This window comes from Pseudomonas sp. 2848, assembly GCF_003253945.1.
Classification (GTDB): domain Bacteria; phylum Pseudomonadota; class Gammaproteobacteria; order Pseudomonadales; family Pseudomonadaceae; genus Aquipseudomonas.
In genome coordinates, this window is the sequence record NZ_QKZD01000010.1 from 62,646 (window position 1) to 77,589 (window position 14,944).

Sequence of the window (14,944 nt, forward strand, 5' to 3'; positions counted from 1 at the left end):
CTTCATCCATTCGCGCCGGGCGGCGCATCCACTACAGGCCACCACCTTCAACTCGACGAGCCGCTGCACGCTCGTAGTAGCCACGCACCTTCTCGACTCCCAGGAAGCCCACGGCTCCGCCTGCGAAGGTGGCCATGCTCTGTGGTAGTCCAAGCCACTCCAGCAGCGGGACCAGCGACAGCGTCACCAAGCCGCACAGAGCACCTTCCAGGTACATCTGTCGGCGGCTACCACCGCCATACATGACGCGCAGCACGGCGATACCGACGGACAGGCCGGCGGCGTAGAGCTGTGGCTGATGTGCAATCAACCACGCGAACACAGCGGCCCACAGGCCCGGGTCCTTTTCTGGCATGTTCGGCATCTCGATTCCTCCCGTTGCGGGGAGCTCAAATGAAAAAGCCCCGGCATTTGCCAGGGCTCATAAACGACGAAGCCCGACACGATGGCCGGGCTTTTGTTGGTCAGTCCTCAACACGCGCAGGAATGACAGGATGGCGATAATTTCTCTCACTCTCTCACTGCTGTCAATAGGCAATTACGCTGCGTCCTTGATCAGCAACCCTTCGGCCTCAAGGATGGCGCGCACCTCAACCAGCGCGTCGTCGATCATTCCGTCGAGCTTGCCATTGATGCCGGACCGCCAGCGGTACCGCGTCGGCTCAGGAGTGGCATCGGTATCCCAGGTGTTCATGTCGTAGAAACTGGCCGGCAGGACAATCAGGTCTTCGGCCAACGCCTCGGCCTTGGCGCGCTCAGCCTGGCCAGCTGCAAGGGCCGCATTAACCAGCCGCTCGCGCCTCCACTCTGGCGCATCCAGCGGGATGTCGACCACGACCGATCGCGGGCCTTGGCGGCGAGCGCCCTTGAGCTTCGGCACAGCCCAGGCAGTAACGGCCTTGTAGATGAACAGTTGCGGCGCCGGGCTGGCGATCAATGGTGCGATGGCCGAGATCCCGTTAAGCCGCTTGGCCTTGTTGGTGGCGTACTTGGCGTTGAGCGCGCTCCAGTGGCGCGGGATCAGCAGGTGGTGAAGCCGCGCTGACAGCCAGTAATCCACCTGAGCGCGGTCAAAGCCGCCGCTACTGCCGCCAAGCGAGGCGAGGCACCCGCCCTCTTCTTCTGCCGACTTGTAGAGCTTCTGCCATGCCTGGCCTTTCGCAGCGCCCTTTTCTCCTGCCGCCAGAGCGGCAACTACTGCACCCGATACGCTGTTGTAGATCATGTCCTTCCCCTCAATCCCCGGTGTAGTTGGTGCCGCCGGCGCCGAGCCGGTTGCTTCCCTGATATCCCGCCTCAGGCCCGCCGGCCTGGGGTCTTTTCAACTGCTCAATTTGCCGCTCTGCGGCCTGTAGACGGAGGCTCAGCTGGGTCACGAGCTCGCCCAGCTCCAGCGCCTGCCCGGTGGAGGCCTCGACCCACCCGGAGGAACTGCACTGCACGCAGGCCATTTCGTAGAAGACGCCCTTCACAACCGCTTTGCCGCGGCACGCGGGGCACTTGCCCAGGTCTATCACGGCCTTCTTGAAGGCTGGGCCGTGGCTTTTCCTCATGCCGGCACCTTGAAGAGGTAACAGATCTCCTCGACCTCAAGCTTCGGCGTAGGCACTCCCTTGCCACGGAGCGGCATGAGCTCGGCATCCCCATACGCGACCTTTGCGGACGTGCCCGCCTGGGTCACGTACCACCCAGCGGTAGGCGCCTTCATTTGACGGTCCTTGCCGATCAAGAGCTGCCCCTTCTGAATGCGCTCAACCAGCTCCACCTGGCTGCCCTGGGGGATTTCGGTATCGAACACGAGGGTCAACGCGAGATCGCCCGATTGGAGGTTTTGGCTCATTTCGAATCCTCGCCTACGGTTGTTCCCGCAATATCGCCGCAACCCGCACGCTGAGCGGCCCGCGCCAGAATCCCGGAATCCATCGATCTATCACCGGTCAAGCCGTGAATCGCGGCGAAACCCTTCTGATCAAGGTGGGCGTGCCACTTTTCCAGGGCCTCGCGCTTGCGCGCCATGACGTCCGACTGGATGTAGACCTTCACGTTGTGACCCATGGCGTGGTTGATCAGCAGTTCACCCACCAGGTGGTCGACGCCAAGGTCAGCCCAGCCGGTGCGGGCCAGCTTGCGCAGGTCGTGGCTGGTCCACTCGCCCTGACCCATCGTGGTGAACACCGCGCAGGCCTTCGCCTCACCCATCGGCAGGCCGCGCCGCCCCGGGAACAGGAACTGGCCGTCATAACCCTGGTTGCGCTGGATCTCGCGATAGGCCAGCAGCAGGAAACGCACCTGGTCGGTCAGCGGCAGGCGATGTTCGACACCGGTCTTTGTATGCTCGGCCGGGATGAACCACTCCCGCTCCGCCAGGCTGATGTGGTTCCAGCGCGCTTGCCGGGTCTCGCCCAGCCGGGTGCCGTGGCACAGCATCAGCAGGGCCAGCACGCCGTGTTGCGGGTTGTGGGCCAGAGTGCTCACCATGCGGCCCATCAGGTCCTCGAGGTGCACGCCACGCAGCCGCGAGGGCTTGACCGTGACCTTGGCCTTCGAGAAGTCGCCGAAGCGGATGCCGTCCATGGGGTTGGTGCTGATCAGTCCGAGCTTATGGGCTTGCCGGAAGGCCAGCGCGAGGAGCTGGAACACCAGGCGCACGTAGTCGATGGACAGCGACTCCTGCAGCGGCCACATCAGCTCGCGGTCGAGTCGCGCCTTGTCGATCTCGGCCAGCGGCACTTCGCCAAGACGCGGCAGCAGGTGCAGCTTGATCACCGACGCCGCCGTGCTCTTGCGCTTGATCGACAGGTTGCGGTCGCGGGCCATCCGATCGGCGAACCAGGCCAGCAGCTGGCCGGCCAGCACCCAGCTCGACAGACCGGAGCCCTCCCCCGCATCAAGTCGAAGCCGGATGTCGGGCAGCGCCGCGGCTACCTTGGCGGCACTCAGGTCGGGGTAGGCGCCAATCAGGTTCCACTTGCCCTTGTGCACCAGGTACCAAGACCCGCGCTCGCGGGACCGATGGAACCGGAAGTACAGGCCTTGATTGCCCAGTGCGCGCAGGTCGCGCACCTTGCCGGTGGCTTGCCGGCGGATCTCTGCATCGCTGATTTTCACAGCTGCGGTGTTGGTCATGCTGAAACCTCCGTTCTCGGCAGCCGCAGGTAGGCCCGCAGCTGCTCCATGGCGTCGAAGTGCCCACGGCACACGATGGCGAGGTAGCCCTGCTCGCTCAGGCGCCGCAGGCAATCACGCTGGCTCGCTGACACGGGGGCAGGCTCTACGGTCGCCTTGAATTCGATGTACAAGCCGAAGTACCCGCCGCGGGCCATCGGCAGTACGAGGTCAGGGATGCCGGCCTTCACGCCTTGGGCCTTGAGCTTGGCGGCAACGGCCTTCACCCGATGCCCACCGTTCGGGACGTGGTAGATCAGCTCGTGCACCTCGGGATAGCGCAGCGCGAGCTCCTGCATCAGCGCAGCCTGTTCCTGCCCTTCCCGGTCGACGGGCTTGGTGCGCTGCAGCTTGGGCCTGAACGGGCGAAGGGCTGGCGAACTCACGCGACCACCACGGATTCAGCCAGCAAAATCGACTGGGTGCGCATCACGCCCTCGGCGTGGTACTGGCGGGCGGTGTCGCGATCCACGGCACGACTGCGCCCGTCACAGGCATCGTGGCAGGCGCTGCATGCCCAGGCGCCCTGCAAGTCGTGGGGCTTGCTGCCCACGCCGCAGGTACCTGCCAGTCGGTAGTGGGCCAGCACGGTGGTTTCGGGGTTGCCGTTGCACACCCCCGGGATGCGTACCTGGCATTCCCGGCCACGAGCAGCCTTGGTCAGTTTGGTTTGCCGCATCAGATCTCCTCCTTCCCGCGGTGTGACTTCCAGTCGAATGGCAAAACGATCCCACCACCCTCGCGCAGACGGTCGGCAGAACGCTCGCCCATTACCGCCGGCAGCTCTTTCGCGCCCAGGTTCGAGATCACGATGGTTGGAAGCATCCGCTCGTAACGGCCGTTGATGATCGAGAACAGCCGGGTCAACTCGAAGTCGCTCGGTGCCTCCTTGCTGGCACCAACCTCATCAAGTACCAGCAGCGCGGGACGCACCAGAGCGTCGAGGATGCTGCCCTCGGTCTGCCCTGAGCCGCCATCGAACGTCCCCCGGATCGTCTGCAGGATGCCGCCAAGGGTTCGGTAGGCCGCCGCGTGCCGCGTGGTGGCCATGACGTGCTGGGCGATCGATACCCCAAGGTGTGTCTTGCCAGTTCCAGGGTTGCCGACCAGGATCAGGCAGCGGCCCTCTTCCAGGTTCTGTCCGAACTCATCCGCGTAGCGGATGCAGCGCGCCTTCACCTTGCGCTGGGCCTCAGTGGCCGCCGCGTAGCTGTCGAAAGTCTTGTCCTTGAACCGCTTCGGGATCAGGGCATCACCCAGCTTGTAGGCCAGTTCGGCGCGCTGTCGCTGGGCGGCTTCGGCCTCGGCCTTGGTCGCCTGTGCGGCTTTGCAAACGGGGCACGGTGAGCGGAACGTGTGACTGAGCACCTGGTGGACGGTGGCCTGATACGGGCCATGCTCATCGCAGACCACAACCGAAGTGACTTGCGGCCCGGCCATGCTGGACAGGTGGACCACGTTTTCAGAACGCATAGGTACCATCCCCCCGGTCGATCAGGCCTTCGCGATAGTCGCGGTCGGCAAACCCGTGATGGCGGCTGGGCTGGCCAGTCGCCTGGCCGCCGATACGCTTGGTGACCCACTCCACCTCAAATCCGCGCCAACCATTCTCGACGGCCACGGCCAGGGCCTGCGCTGGCTGGATACCGAAAGCCTTGCACTGCTCGAGCTTGGCGTTCAGGCCTGACCAGATGCGGGCAGTAACCGGGGCTTTGGCGGCCTTGCGGACAGCCAGGTAGTCCGCGATCAATTCCTCGTCCAGGCCGTGGGGGTTGTCGGCCAGCATGGCGGCCTTACCGAATGGCGCCTTGCGGTCAGCTTTCGCCGGCGGCTCGTCCACTTCGCTGGGGGGGCATGTATTTTCTTCCGAAGGAAGAAATACATAGGGGGTTAGATTCTTAGAATAAAGAAGGGACTCGGCGGTTTTGGTCTGTTTCGACTGATCGCCGATTCGGACCACTTCAGCCGAGTCGGCTGTTTTGGTCTGTTTCGGCTCAACCACGTAGACCCAGTCCGCCGGGTCATTCACGCCGATATCGCCCCGCGCCCCTCCTTCGCGGAACAGCACGCGGCGGCGCAGCAGGCTGGAGACAGCTTTGGATACGGTGTCGGGGTGAACGTTGATGGCTTTTGCGATATCGGTCGCCGGGATGCGCTGAGCGCCTGCGCCGAAGTTGATGGTGGCCTTGGCCACGTACAGCACAATCTTCATCTCCCTGGCCGGGAGATCGATAGCCAACAGGCCATCCATGAGCTGGTTGTCCATCCGGGTGAACCCCCTGGACTTGTCAAGTTGGACGATGTTTGTCATGCTGAATCCCGTTATGAAGCTGTAGAGAAAGCCGCCCTGCCAGGCGGTTTTTTTTCGCCTGCTGTTCGGGCACTGGATGCATGAACAGCGGGGCGGACTCACTACTGGCGCAAGGCCAGGTCACGCATACTTCACCTCATCCAACAGCGCCCTTAACCGACTCTGCGCTTGGCACGTCCTGACGACTGGCCACCAGCCGTCCTCCGGACTCCTTCTCCAACACGCACTGCATCGGGTAAGAGAAGCCACCAGATGACCTGCACTGGGAGACTCGGCTAGTGCTCACACCGAGCGCATCACCGATGGCCTTCCCTGACCCGAAATGCTTCAGGGCCTCGTCGAATGTCATGGGGGGAACCTCCTCCTGTTTGCGGCCAGTTTAGAAAGATAAACACATCATGGCAAGTTATCTAAACTCTGGATTGTTTAGAATCCTAAACATGGAATTTAAAGACAGACTCAAATCACGGATGGAGGCCCTCGGCCTTCGCCCCACCGACATCAGTGAGCGCGCCGGCGTATCCAAGGCGACCGTCACCTTTTGGCTGAACGGGACCAACGGAGCGAAAGGCAAAAACCTGCTCGCTGTCGCAAAAGCACTCAACTGCTCACCGGAATGGCTATCGAGCGGGAAAGGCCTTCCGGATGCGAGTCGGCAGCCTCAGTCAAACGCTGAGCTGCTGGGAGATCTCTCGTTGTGGGAGGACGGCGACCCACTCGAAGATGACGAGTGCGAGGTTCCCTACTATGCCGAGGTGGAGTTCGCTGGCGGAAATGGAATGACGGAAGTGGTAGAAGTGGCTGACCGCAAGCTGCGGTTCAGCAATTCAACGCTGAGAGCGGCGGGCGTGGATTGCAACAGCGCCGCATGCGCTCGCGTGCGGGGGAAGAGTATGGAGCGCCTGATCCTAGATGGCGCCGCAATCGGCTTCGACACGACTGATACCTCGATAATTGATGGCGAGATCTATGCCTTCAACCATGGAGGCTTGCTGCGCGTGAAGTACCTTCACCGACTACCAGCTGGGGCTGTGCGGATCAGGAGCGAGAACAGCGAAGACTACCCGGACGAGGTGATGTCGGCAGAGCAGTTCCACGATGAGATCCGTATGCTTGGCCGCGTGTTCTGGTGGTCAACGGTTAGGCGATCACCCCGCCGAAAGTGATAGATAGCCCGGCTTAGACCGGGCTTTTTTGTGCCCTACCATCCGCTTTCACCTGGCCTGCATCATGCGCCAGGCGACGAACCGCGCCCCAAAAGTTTAGTTTTCTGTACAAAAGCCCTTGACGTTCTTTGTTTAGTTTTCTAAATTTCACCACATGCCGGATCGACACCGGCCGCAGCAAAGGCAGCGATGGACAGGCCTCAACAGTCCAGAGGGGTGGCAACTGCCCCGGGTGTGCAGGGTAAAGCACCGAGATCAGTTATCCGGCGGGAAGGTCCGCGGTCGGAGTCACCAATTCGAAGATTGCCGGAGGCCGACGCCAGTAGCGGGTCCCGGCAGGTTTCACTGGCTGGCCTTGGAGACAGGGCCAGACGGGAAATCAACCGCCCTGGAGGGCAAGAGATGAGCTGCAGCTGCATCAGCGATGCCGTGAAGCTGGTTACGGACCAGCTCGCTCAGGAGGCGCCAGGATCAGGGCCTTTCTACATGCGCGCAGAGGGCCACAACCTGTCACTCAACATTGAGACCGGAAAGGCCACTCGCCGATTCTGCGTAGAAGTCACCGGCCACTACATGGCGCCGAAAAAGGCTGGTGGCATGAAGCGCGTGAACAAAACAGTTTCGGTGGTCGCTAACTACTGCCCGCTCTGCGGCGTGAAATGCGTGGCAGACGATCAGGAAGAGACAACCAGCGCCACGTCAGCCTGACGTTAACTGCCCGATCACCTGGTTCCCCATCACCAGGCTGCATCGGAGAGCCTTCCCGACCCTACATCAACATGTTCAGGGAGACAGGCGGGATCGGCTCTCCAATGCAGCCAACCCGAGAGACATCATGGACACGATCACCATAGGGCAATGGATTGGCCATCTTGGCCGGGGCCTGGCTCCTCGTGAGCTGGAGTGCGTTCTCGATGTTGCCCAGGGCATGACCTCGAAAGAGATCGCCCGGCACTTCGGCATCAGCGAGGGCGGCGTCGAGAAGCGCATCGCCGCGGCAATGTTCAAGCTCGATGTGCCCCGCCGCGCAGCCCTGGTCGCCGAGGCCATGCGCCGCAACATCATCAGCCCCATGTGCTTCCTGCTGGCATCTCTGATCGCCATGCACGCGGTCATCGACGACAGCGACCCCATGCGCCGCGACCGTCGTGTGCCTGAGCGGCGCACCGCCCAGGTTCGAATCGTTCGCAAGGCCGAAACCTTCGAACTCCACGCCTGAATCCCACCAGAGGATCACCCCATGCATCCAGCCATCCGTGAACGGCGGCAAGGCCTTGAGGCCCTGCGCGCTCGATCAGTCATTGCCACAGTTGAGCTCTACGAGATGATTGGTCGCCCTGCCCCGGCGCCCGGCCCGCTCTACAAGGCCGTGACCAAGGGCAACGCCTGGCACATCATCGAGATTGCCACCGGCAAGACCAAGGGCTTCTGCTTCAGCCACAAGGCCGCGATGGTGTTTGTGGATGCGATGGAGGCAGGCGCGGCGACAAAGCGGGGAGTCCTGCAATGATCGGCGAACCCGCTCCCAACCAGCGCGCAGCAGTCCTGGCCCAACTCAATGCGAGCATCGACGCTTTCTTCCAGGCAGGCGGTGCCGTGCAGGAACTGCCGAGCTTCCAGTACGTCCCGCACAGACCTCACCGCGATCTCGAAGTCATCAAGGCGAGTGCAGAGGCTCAACCAGAAACCAGAGGCTCTAAGCGACAGCAGCGCATCGACGAGCTTCGGAAACTCGCCAGGACGATGACCTACGCCCAGGCGATGGCCCACACTGGGATGTCGCAAACTGCCCTTTACCGCGCTGCAGTAGATGGCTGTTTCAGATTCCAGCCAGACCCCAACCGAGGCAAAGGCAACGTCGGCAAAAGCAATACTGACCCAGTGAAGGACAAGGCCCTGGCCGAGCGCATCGTCGCCATGCGCGATGTCGGCATCACCATGGCCCAGGTGTGCAGGCGCCTGGAGATATCGTTCACGGTGGTCCACCGGATCATGCGCCTGTTCGATCTCACCTTCCCCACTACAGCAGAGAAGCGAGCGCAACGCAGAGCATGAAGCGCACCACCACACGCGCCCGGCACGGCCGGCGCCAGCAACACATCAATCTGCCGCCCAGCGGCTTGGGAGGTATCGGCCATGGCCGAGGAGAAGACCGGAGCCGCGAAGCACTCGGCGGACTATCGCGATCGGCAGAAGAAGCAGGCCGCGAAGTTGGGAATCGAGAAGGTGTTTTTCAACATGCCTGCCGGGATCAAGGCAGCGTTGACTGCCGAGGTCGAGCGCCACGGCTACGACCAGGTACAGGAACTTTGGCAGGACCTGGCCTTGTCGTGGGTTGCGCAAGATCCTGAAGAGCGGGCGCGTCGACTTGAACGTCCTGACGCGCCAGCTTTTTTCATCTCGCCAAAACTAGCGCGTCAGTTCGAAGAAGCCAGCATGGCGGAGATTAAGCGAGACCCAGGCGACAATATCTGCAGGCCCGTCAGTCCTTGAAAAGCACCCGACCATTTGCATAAGCGCCAATAGCTCTGAGATCAGAGGTACTTAGCGTCGAAGCACTTTTGAGAATTAGCTGCCCCTCCCCTTCCCCGGCTCGAACTGCCAGCTTGCATAGTTCATCAATCTCTCGACCGGTAACAGGCATTTCAATTGAAACACCCGAATCGATCAGTTCAAGCAACTCGCATAACGGCCTTGCTTCAAATCCCATAATTAATCCTTCATCCGGCCCCATGCCGGTAGCAAGTTATACCGCAAGCGCTAGGACAAATCCGCGCAGAGTGTCAGGCCAATCCCCCATCCCACCCCAAATTGCCACCATGCCGCCAGCCGGCCACGGAGAATCATCCATGCCTATTCGCCACGCAGTGATGCACTTCATCGACAAGAAGCCGGACGGCAGCCCGGCGGTTCTGCACCTGGCTAGCTCGGTCCTGCCGGACAGCGGCGCCATCGAGAACCTGCTCCACGATGTCAACGACGCCTACAACGCCAAGACCGGCAAAGGCTGGGGGTTCTTCCATCCCGCATCCGGGGCTTACCCTTTTAGCGGCTGGCTGTACGACTTCGTAGCCGGCGAAGCCAACTTCATCGACTTCACCCGAGCCGCAGCAGAACACCTGACCAGGCTGATGGAAGAGTCGAACCTGTCAGTCGGCGGTCACGTCCTGTTCGCCCTCTACACCCAAGGCATGACCGACTACCTGACGATCGCGATCCTGCAGCAGATCGAGACGGTAGCAGTTGCCCATGACCTGACTGTCGCAACCTCGCGTCAACTTGACGCGCGCACGCTGCACTTCGCTGCACGAATCAACCTGAGCGAGTGGAAGAACAACCCGGCGTCACGGCAGTACGTGTCGTTCATCAAGCCCAAGGGCGGGCGAAAGGCTACCGCCTACTTCCGCGACTTCATCGGCGCCCAGGAAGGCGTCGATGCCCCGGGCGAGACCCGCACCCTGCTCAAGGCCTTCGCCGACTTCGTGAAGGCTGAAGACCTGGACGCCGAAGACGCAACCGAAAAGAGCCAGGACCTGGTTGATTACGCAAAAGCGAAAGGCAAGCTCGGCGAGCCGGTAACCCTGGATAAAGTGTCCGAGCTGCTTAACGAGGACAGCCCGGCCACTTTCGCCGAGTTCATCCGATCTGGCGGTTACGGGCTCTCCGAGACCTTCGCTGCTGACGAGCGCACGCTCAACCAGTACCGCCGCTTCACCGGTCGGGCTGAGGGTATGTCCATCAGCTTCGAGGCGCACCTGCTGGGCAAGCGCGTTGAGTTCGATCCAGAAAGCGCCAGCCTGACCATCAAGAACCTGCCGACGCAGCTGATCACCCAGCTCAAGCGCAACGCAGCCTGACAAAAATCATTCCACCATGCCGCCACCAGCACGGAGGGCGGCGCATGCATGGAGAAAGCCATGAGCGATACCGAAGCCAGCCCGAGCCTGGCAACCGGGCACCCAATGAACGCCGAGACCTGGGCGGACTTCGTTGCCCGCCTCCGGCACCACTGCAACGGTCAGGGAGTGAAGTGGCACCACACTTCATGCGCACTGTTCACCGTGCAGCAGCAGCGAATCGACTACGGCTTCGACCGTGACTATGCCGAAGGCTTGGTGGTTTGCCTGGAAGACAGGAGATGGTTCAGTCCAGTGGATTACTGGAATGACCTCGACGAGGAAGAACAGCAGGAAATCAACCAGTCCGTTCAGGCCGACCACGAGTGTGATTTCCTCGACCTGGATACGGATGACCAGTGGGAGCTCCTGGCCGAACTCGACGACCACACCGTCACCGGCTGGAACAAGCACTGGGAAATCGTGAACAGCCACTTCACCAAGGAAGCGGCCGAAGCGTTCATTCGCCGCAAGCAGCACGATTACCCAGAGCTGCGAGTTTACGTCGAGTCGCAGTACTACGCCTGGGAGTTCGAAGCGATCAAGGCCGCCATCCTCGACGGCACGCTGGTGTACCAGCCAAAGCCTGCAGCTGACGACACTGCCGCCTGACCCGCGCTGCCCGCCAGCGCCTTCCCCTATTCAACGATAACGCCGACCCGGCGGGGAACTCATGACCACAGCAATCGACCTGTTCGCCGGCCTCGGCGGATGGAGTACCGGTGCGCGCGCCGCAGGCGTCCAGGTTCTCTGGGCGGCAAACCACTGGCCCGAGGCCGTGAAGTGGCACGCAGCCAATCACCAAGACACCGACCACGTATGCCAGGACCTGCACCAGGCTAACTGGGCAGCAGTTCCGCGAACCGATATCGGCATCGCCTCACCCTGCTGCCAGGGTCACGCAAAAGCCCGCGGCAAGAAGAACGGCAACCCGGAGCACGATGCGTCGAGATCCACGGCCTGGGCCGTTCCATCAGCGGCTGAGGTGCTGCAGCAGGACGCCTGGGTTATCGAGAACGTGCCCGAGTTCGTCAACTGGGTGCTCTACCCCAGCTGGGTGGATGCCATGCAGCGGCTCGGGTACCAGGTCGCGCCGCACATTGTGGACTGCGCCGACCTTGGCGTGCCGCAGCACCGGGTGCGCCTGTTCCTGATCTGCACCAAGAGCAAGGCGCCCATCCAGCTGCAGCTGCAACAGTGCGAGCACGTGCCGGCCAGCAGCTTCCTCGACTTCGAAGCCGGGCGCTGGTCGCCAATCGGGAAGCCAGGCCGTGCCCAAGCCACCCTCGACAGGGTGCGCAACGGCCGCCAGCGCTTCGGCGACCGGTTCATCATGCCCTATTACGGAAAAGGCTCCGGCACCACCGGCCGCGACATCAACCGACCGATCGGCACCATCACCACCCTGGACCGCTGGGCCCTAGTGGACGGCGACCGCATGCGGATGCTCAGCGCTGACGAAGCCATGGCTGCGATGTCGTTCCCGGCTGACACCCTGCGCCCGGACAACCACCGGTTGACCATGCACATGGCAGGCAACGCTGTGCCGCCGTTGGCCGGGCAGAGAGTGATTGAGGCCCTACTGAAAGCGGCCTAAATCACCATTTCTCATCAGGATCTTTGGTGTGAAGGTTCTTCACGTCGTACTTATGGACATGCGCAAGCACGGCACCACTCTCATCGAAAAGAACGTAGTCATTCTTAGAGTCCGCAACTCGAACTGCGTTTTCGTACTCGACCGAGCGGCCGTCGTGAAACTCGATTTTTACACCCATAGCGATAACTCCCTGTTGATGGAGGAATGACTATGGCACATAGCCTTCAATCTTCAAGGTATCCCCATGCCCACAGAAAACCGATCCAGCAACACAGAGATGGTCAGCGTGCCGAAAGAGCGCGCCGAGCTGCTCATCAACCTGCTGGCCGAAGTGGCCAGAACTGCGCACTGGCTGGCCGATAACAGCGAGGACTGCGGCGACGAAGGCATCGACTGCCAGCGAGTCGACTTCGAGTCTTTGAGCGACGCCCTGGACAAGTGCGAAGAGCTGCCGGAACTTCCTGATAGTCCGTACGTGCGTGACGGCTGGTTGCGTGCTGCTGACGAGCTGCGCGCCCTCCTGGCCCAGCCAGCCGAGCAGCACCAGGGCGAGTATCCACCGTGCGACTACTGCGGCACCGTCCCTGACTACCACCCATGGCACGGGAGCGGGATGATCAAGGGCGTCGAGAGCATACACATCCATGCCTGCGACGGCTGCCGCTCGCAATTGCCGGCTCACCCTGAGCAGCACCAGGGCGAGCCGGCCAAACACACGAACCGCCTTTGCCATATCGACTACACCGCCCACCCATACCGCTGCGGCTGCCTGAAAGGCGATGAGGAGGCACAGAGGATCTACGACGAGCATTGCAGTGTCGTCAGTGACGAGCCGAGCGCCAAGCAGGCCTTCCGCGACTACTGCGACAGCTGCGCCGAAAAAGTTGCAACGTGGCCGGCGTGGAAGCGCGAATCGATCAAGTCACCTCCTGTGCCTGCTGTCGTGTGCAGGCCTGGCATCAATTGCGGCAAGTGCTGGGGCTGCACCAGCAGGGCGCGGGGCAAGCAGCCCTGACCACAGGAGCACATTTGTACTCAACCCAGCTGTAACCCCTCTCCCCTCTATTCACTGCCGCGATATGGCGGCCAAGGCGAAGCTATGTCTCAAGCAAAGGAACGCCCGATCCTGTTCAGCGGGCCTATGGTCCGCGCCATCCTGGAAGGCCGGAAGACGGTCACTCGCCGGCCAGTGAAAGGCGGCCAGATCCCACGCCTGGAGTATCCGGACAGCCCGGAGCCGTGGGTTGCCGTAGGCCAGCATCACCCGCGCTATGGGTTTGTTGTCCACGGCAGAACTGAGCAGGAGTGCGCGGTAAAGGTGGGTGAGCTTGGTGCTTGCCCATTTGGCGAACCAGGTGACCGCCTATGGGTACGCGAAACCTGGGCGGCTGACGCCCAACTCGATGAGATTGCACCTCGCGATCTCAGCCAGGGCGAGCCAATCATCTACCCGACAGACGGCAGCGTCCGGCAGACAGGATGCGCAATGGTCTCTCAGGGCCGGGGGCGCCCATCGATCCACATGCCCCGCTGGGCCAGCCGCATCCTGCTGGAGATCACCGACGTGCGCGTCGAGCGGCTTCAGGATGGCGAGGGTGAGACGGATTTCGAAAGTCGCTACGTCGCCGAGGGCATAAACCGCATTCACCACGGCGACGGTGAGCACTACTACCACCCATTCAAGAGCGAGCCAGGGCCTGGAAACTGGGCCGACCCGTTCGACGCCTGGCGCGAGCTCTGGGCATCCATCAACGGAGCCGACTCCTGGAACGCCAACCCCTGGGTCTGGGTCGTCGAGTTCAAGAAGGTGGCGCCATGACCTGCACCTGCCCATCCGGCGACGGCTCACTGCGCTGGCCGTGCCCGGTTCATCCGCCGACCGAGGGAAAGTTATGACCAGTCAAACAACCGATGTTCAGGGCCTGATGAAAGCCTGCCAGCGCGGCGTGGCCGGCAAAGGCGCTGCGATCGATGCGGCCAACAACCTGCTGGCCGAGTGCTATGGCCTGCTTGGCAAGCTCTCCGCCGAGAACGAGGCGCTGCGCAAGGACGCCGAGCGCAGCAAGCGCATGCTGCTGGATGCCTGCGTCTCCATCGGCAGCATTGGCGAAGCTCTCGGCCTGGATATGGATGCCGACGCCGACACGATGATCGGCACGGCCCGCGACCTGATCGACGGCCTGAACCGCATCACCAAGGAATGCCCGCTTGGAAGCCCAGGCTTTGCCATCGCTTGCGAGGTGCTTGGGGAGCTTGGGGTGCAGCAGGAGGTGCAGCCATGATCACCCTCGCCTACATGGCCTACCTGATCTGGAAGGCGCCGCGATGAAGTGGCACGAACTGGCAGCGCGCCGGTTCAAGCGGAGATTTCTCGGCACCAGCTACTGCACCATAGAGAACCTCTCCACCCACGACTATGCCGTCGATCATCGCCTAGACGACTGTTGCGTGTTCCTGTGCCGCAAATGCGGTCACCGTGCCTTCATTTTTCCTGGTCTCGGCCTGATCGCAGCCTAACCCCTCCCCCAACTACTCAAGCCCGCCGACATGCGCGGGCATGGAGCCACAATGCCAATCATTACCGTGACCACTACAGTCGTCACCCGCTTCGACGTGCCCGAAGGGCTGAGCATCGACCTTGTACGACACCAAGCGCTTCCTGATCTCAGCGAGGATGAGCAGGGAACAGATGCGGTTTTGGTCCTGCAAGACACCGCAATGAACATGGTGTACCTGGGCTCAGCAGAAGCTCGATCACAGTCAGTCGGGCATTCCATCACCGAAGGCGAGGCCTGACCACAACCTGCCG

General features: G+C 62.1%; 25 protein-coding genes. 14 read left to right on the forward strand and 11 right to left on the reverse strand.

Going from position 1 to position 14,944, the window contains the following annotated elements; all coding sequences use genetic code 11:
- Nucleotides 1–31: 31 nt before the first annotated feature.
- The 9 genes from DFS21_RS19770 to DFS21_RS19810 all read right to left on the reverse strand — a co-directional run bounded on the left by DFS21_RS19770 (nucleotide 32) and on the right by DFS21_RS19810 (nucleotide 5,476).
- The gene (locus tag DFS21_RS19770) at nucleotides 32–364 is read right to left on the reverse strand and encodes a phage holin, lambda family (RefSeq protein ID WP_023629059.1); all 333 of its coding nucleotides are present in this window, start codon (nucleotides 362–364) and stop codon (nucleotides 32–34) included.
- 174 nt (nucleotides 365–538) lie between these two features.
- On the reverse strand, nucleotides 539–1,225 hold the full coding sequence (locus tag DFS21_RS19775; protein WP_111532940.1) for a hypothetical protein: 687 nt from the start codon (nucleotides 1,223–1,225) through the stop codon (nucleotides 539–541).
- 10 nt (nucleotides 1,226–1,235) lie between these two features.
- Nucleotides 1,236–1,553, reverse strand: coding sequence for a hypothetical protein (locus DFS21_RS19780; RefSeq protein WP_111532941.1), 318 nt, complete (start codon nucleotides 1,551–1,553; stop codon nucleotides 1,236–1,238).
- A complete protein-coding gene (locus DFS21_RS19785; protein WP_111532942.1) occupies nucleotides 1,550–1,840 on the reverse strand; it encodes a hypothetical protein in 291 nt (96 codons plus the stop codon). Before DFS21_RS19785 ends, DFS21_RS19780 begins: the two co-directional genes overlap by 4 nt.
- Entirely contained in the window at nucleotides 1,837–3,126 is a 1,290-nt protein-coding gene (locus DFS21_RS19790; protein ID WP_111532943.1) for a site-specific integrase, read from the reverse strand. The genes DFS21_RS19785 and DFS21_RS19790 overlap by 4 nt, the downstream gene beginning before the upstream one ends.
- Nucleotides 3,123–3,551 carry a VRR-NUC domain-containing protein gene (locus tag DFS21_RS19795; protein ID WP_111532944.1) on the reverse strand — a complete coding sequence of 143 codons (429 nt, stop codon included), beginning with the start codon at nucleotides 3,549–3,551 and terminating at the stop codon, nucleotides 3,123–3,125. The genes DFS21_RS19790 and DFS21_RS19795 overlap by 4 nt, the downstream gene beginning before the upstream one ends.
- Complete coding sequence (locus DFS21_RS19800; protein ID WP_023629054.1) at nucleotides 3,548–3,844, reverse strand: DUF1364 domain-containing protein; 297 nt, start codon at nucleotides 3,842–3,844, stop codon at nucleotides 3,548–3,550. Before DFS21_RS19800 ends, DFS21_RS19795 begins: the two co-directional genes overlap by 4 nt.
- Nucleotides 3,844–4,638, reverse strand: a complete 795-nt coding sequence (locus DFS21_RS19805) for an ATP-binding protein (protein WP_111532945.1) — start codon at nucleotides 4,636–4,638, stop codon at nucleotides 3,844–3,846. The genes DFS21_RS19800 and DFS21_RS19805 overlap by 1 nt, the downstream gene beginning before the upstream one ends.
- Nucleotides 4,628–5,476 carry a replication protein gene (locus DFS21_RS19810; protein ID WP_111532946.1) on the reverse strand — a complete coding sequence of 283 codons (849 nt, stop codon included), beginning with the start codon at nucleotides 5,474–5,476 and terminating at the stop codon, nucleotides 4,628–4,630. The genes DFS21_RS19805 and DFS21_RS19810 overlap by 11 nt, the downstream gene beginning before the upstream one ends.
- Before the next feature lie 440 nt (nucleotides 5,477–5,916).
- Between DFS21_RS19810 and DFS21_RS19820 the strand changes: the two genes are divergently transcribed.
- The 6 genes from DFS21_RS19820 to DFS21_RS19845 all read left to right on the forward strand — a co-directional run bounded on the left by DFS21_RS19820 (nucleotide 5,917) and on the right by DFS21_RS19845 (nucleotide 9,135).
- Entirely contained in the window at nucleotides 5,917–6,642 is a 726-nt protein-coding gene (locus DFS21_RS19820) for a S24 family peptidase (protein ID WP_158539561.1), read from the forward strand.
- A gap of 402 nt (nucleotides 6,643–7,044) precedes the next feature.
- The gene (locus tag DFS21_RS19825) at nucleotides 7,045–7,350 is read left to right on the forward strand and encodes a hypothetical protein (protein WP_111532949.1); all 306 of its coding nucleotides are present in this window, start codon (nucleotides 7,045–7,047) and stop codon (nucleotides 7,348–7,350) included.
- Nucleotides 7,351–7,477: 127 nt separating this feature from the next.
- Nucleotides 7,478–7,861 (forward strand): response regulator transcription factor, encoded by a 384-nt coding sequence (locus DFS21_RS19830; RefSeq protein WP_111532950.1) that lies wholly within the window; start codon nucleotides 7,478–7,480, stop codon nucleotides 7,859–7,861.
- 21 nt (nucleotides 7,862–7,882) lie between these two features.
- Nucleotides 7,883–8,152: a hypothetical protein gene (locus DFS21_RS19835; RefSeq protein WP_111532951.1), complete on the forward strand. Its 270-nt coding sequence runs from the start codon at nucleotides 7,883–7,885 to the stop codon at nucleotides 8,150–8,152.
- A complete protein-coding gene (locus DFS21_RS19840) occupies nucleotides 8,149–8,697 on the forward strand; it encodes a hypothetical protein (protein WP_111532952.1) in 549 nt (182 codons plus the stop codon). The genes DFS21_RS19835 and DFS21_RS19840 overlap by 4 nt, the downstream gene beginning before the upstream one ends.
- An 81-nt stretch (nucleotides 8,698–8,778) precedes the next feature.
- Nucleotides 8,779–9,135, forward strand: a complete 357-nt coding sequence (locus DFS21_RS19845; protein WP_111532953.1) for a hypothetical protein — start codon at nucleotides 8,779–8,781, stop codon at nucleotides 9,133–9,135.
- Here DFS21_RS19845 and DFS21_RS26545 read toward each other — a convergent pair.
- Nucleotides 9,125–9,352 (reverse strand): hypothetical protein, encoded by a 228-nt coding sequence (locus DFS21_RS26545; protein WP_146603159.1) that lies wholly within the window; start codon nucleotides 9,350–9,352, stop codon nucleotides 9,125–9,127. The genes DFS21_RS19845 and DFS21_RS26545 overlap by 11 nt on opposite strands.
- A gap of 139 nt (nucleotides 9,353–9,491) precedes the next feature.
- Here DFS21_RS26545 and yejK point away from each other — a divergent pair, with 139 nt between their 5' ends.
- The 3 genes from yejK (at nucleotide 9,492) to DFS21_RS19860 (ending at nucleotide 12,135) form a co-directional block, all read left to right on the forward strand.
- Nucleotides 9,492–10,499: a nucleoid-associated protein YejK gene (gene yejK, locus DFS21_RS19850; RefSeq protein ID WP_111532954.1), complete on the forward strand. Its 1,008-nt coding sequence runs from the start codon at nucleotides 9,492–9,494 to the stop codon at nucleotides 10,497–10,499.
- A gap of 60 nt (nucleotides 10,500–10,559) precedes the next feature.
- Nucleotides 10,560–11,150 carry a hypothetical protein gene (locus tag DFS21_RS19855; RefSeq protein WP_111532955.1) on the forward strand — a complete coding sequence of 197 codons (591 nt, stop codon included), beginning with the start codon at nucleotides 10,560–10,562 and terminating at the stop codon, nucleotides 11,148–11,150.
- Nucleotides 11,151–11,211: 61 nt separating this feature from the next.
- Nucleotides 11,212–12,135: a DNA cytosine methyltransferase gene (locus DFS21_RS19860; RefSeq protein WP_111532956.1), complete on the forward strand. Its 924-nt coding sequence runs from the start codon at nucleotides 11,212–11,214 to the stop codon at nucleotides 12,133–12,135.
- A gap of 1 nt (nucleotide 12,136) precedes the next feature.
- Here the strand turns inward: DFS21_RS19860 and DFS21_RS26655 are convergent, their stop codons facing one another.
- Nucleotides 12,137–12,313, reverse strand: coding sequence for a hypothetical protein (locus DFS21_RS26655; RefSeq protein WP_158539562.1), 177 nt, complete (start codon nucleotides 12,311–12,313; stop codon nucleotides 12,137–12,139).
- A 66-nt stretch (nucleotides 12,314–12,379) separates the two neighbouring features.
- On the opposite strand from DFS21_RS26655, the gene DFS21_RS19870 reads away from it, so the two are divergent.
- The 5 genes from DFS21_RS19870 to DFS21_RS19890 all read left to right on the forward strand — a co-directional run bounded on the left by DFS21_RS19870 (nucleotide 12,380) and on the right by DFS21_RS19890 (nucleotide 14,931).
- A complete protein-coding gene (locus DFS21_RS19870) occupies nucleotides 12,380–13,150 on the forward strand; it encodes a hypothetical protein (protein WP_146603160.1) in 771 nt (256 codons plus the stop codon).
- Between the two features lie 84 nt (nucleotides 13,151–13,234).
- Nucleotides 13,235–13,954: a hypothetical protein gene (locus DFS21_RS19875; RefSeq protein ID WP_111532959.1), complete on the forward strand. Its 720-nt coding sequence runs from the start codon at nucleotides 13,235–13,237 to the stop codon at nucleotides 13,952–13,954.
- Between the two features lie 73 nt (nucleotides 13,955–14,027).
- Nucleotides 14,028–14,417 (forward strand): hypothetical protein, encoded by a 390-nt coding sequence (locus tag DFS21_RS19880; RefSeq protein WP_256591456.1) that lies wholly within the window; start codon nucleotides 14,028–14,030, stop codon nucleotides 14,415–14,417.
- Nucleotides 14,418–14,460: 43 nt separating this feature from the next.
- A complete protein-coding gene (locus DFS21_RS19885; protein WP_111532960.1) occupies nucleotides 14,461–14,652 on the forward strand; it encodes a hypothetical protein in 192 nt (63 codons plus the stop codon).
- A gap of 51 nt (nucleotides 14,653–14,703) precedes the next feature.
- Nucleotides 14,704–14,931: a hypothetical protein gene (locus tag DFS21_RS19890; RefSeq protein ID WP_111532961.1), complete on the forward strand. Its 228-nt coding sequence runs from the start codon at nucleotides 14,704–14,706 to the stop codon at nucleotides 14,929–14,931.
- Nucleotides 14,932–14,944: the final 13 nt, after the last annotated feature.